The organism is Mycobacterium intermedium (assembly GCF_002086275.1).
Lineage (GTDB): Bacteria > Actinomycetota > Actinomycetes > Mycobacteriales > Mycobacteriaceae > Mycobacterium > Mycobacterium intermedium.
The window spans coordinates 1-298 of the sequence record NZ_MVHT01000351.1 but is presented as its reverse complement, the minus strand read 5'-3'; the positions used below and the strand labels follow the sequence as shown (position 1 = coordinate 298).

Below are 298 nucleotides of genomic sequence, written 5' to 3'. Positions count from 1 at the left end.
GTTTACGGCGGCGGCAACACCGCCATGGATGCCGCGCGCGTCGCCAAGCGCCTCGGCGCCGAGGAGTCCATCGTCGTCTACCGACGCACCGCAGAGCAGATGCCCGCCCACGCCGAAGAGCGCGAAGAAGCCGAGCGCGAGGGCGTCCAGATGAACTGGCTGCGCACCATCACTGACGTCGGCGACGACCTCACCGTCGAGGTCATGGAACTCGACGAGGACGGCAAGCCGCACGGCACCGGACGCTACGAGAAACTCGAAGCCGACACCGTCATCCTTGCCGTCGGCCAGGACGCCG

General features: G+C 68.1%; 1 protein-coding gene. It reads left to right on the top strand.

What is annotated here, in order from left to right; genetic code table 11:
• Positions 1 to 298 (top strand): FAD-dependent oxidoreductase (locus BST27_RS30985; RefSeq protein ID WP_170062406.1); only part of this gene is annotated, 298 nt, incomplete at both ends.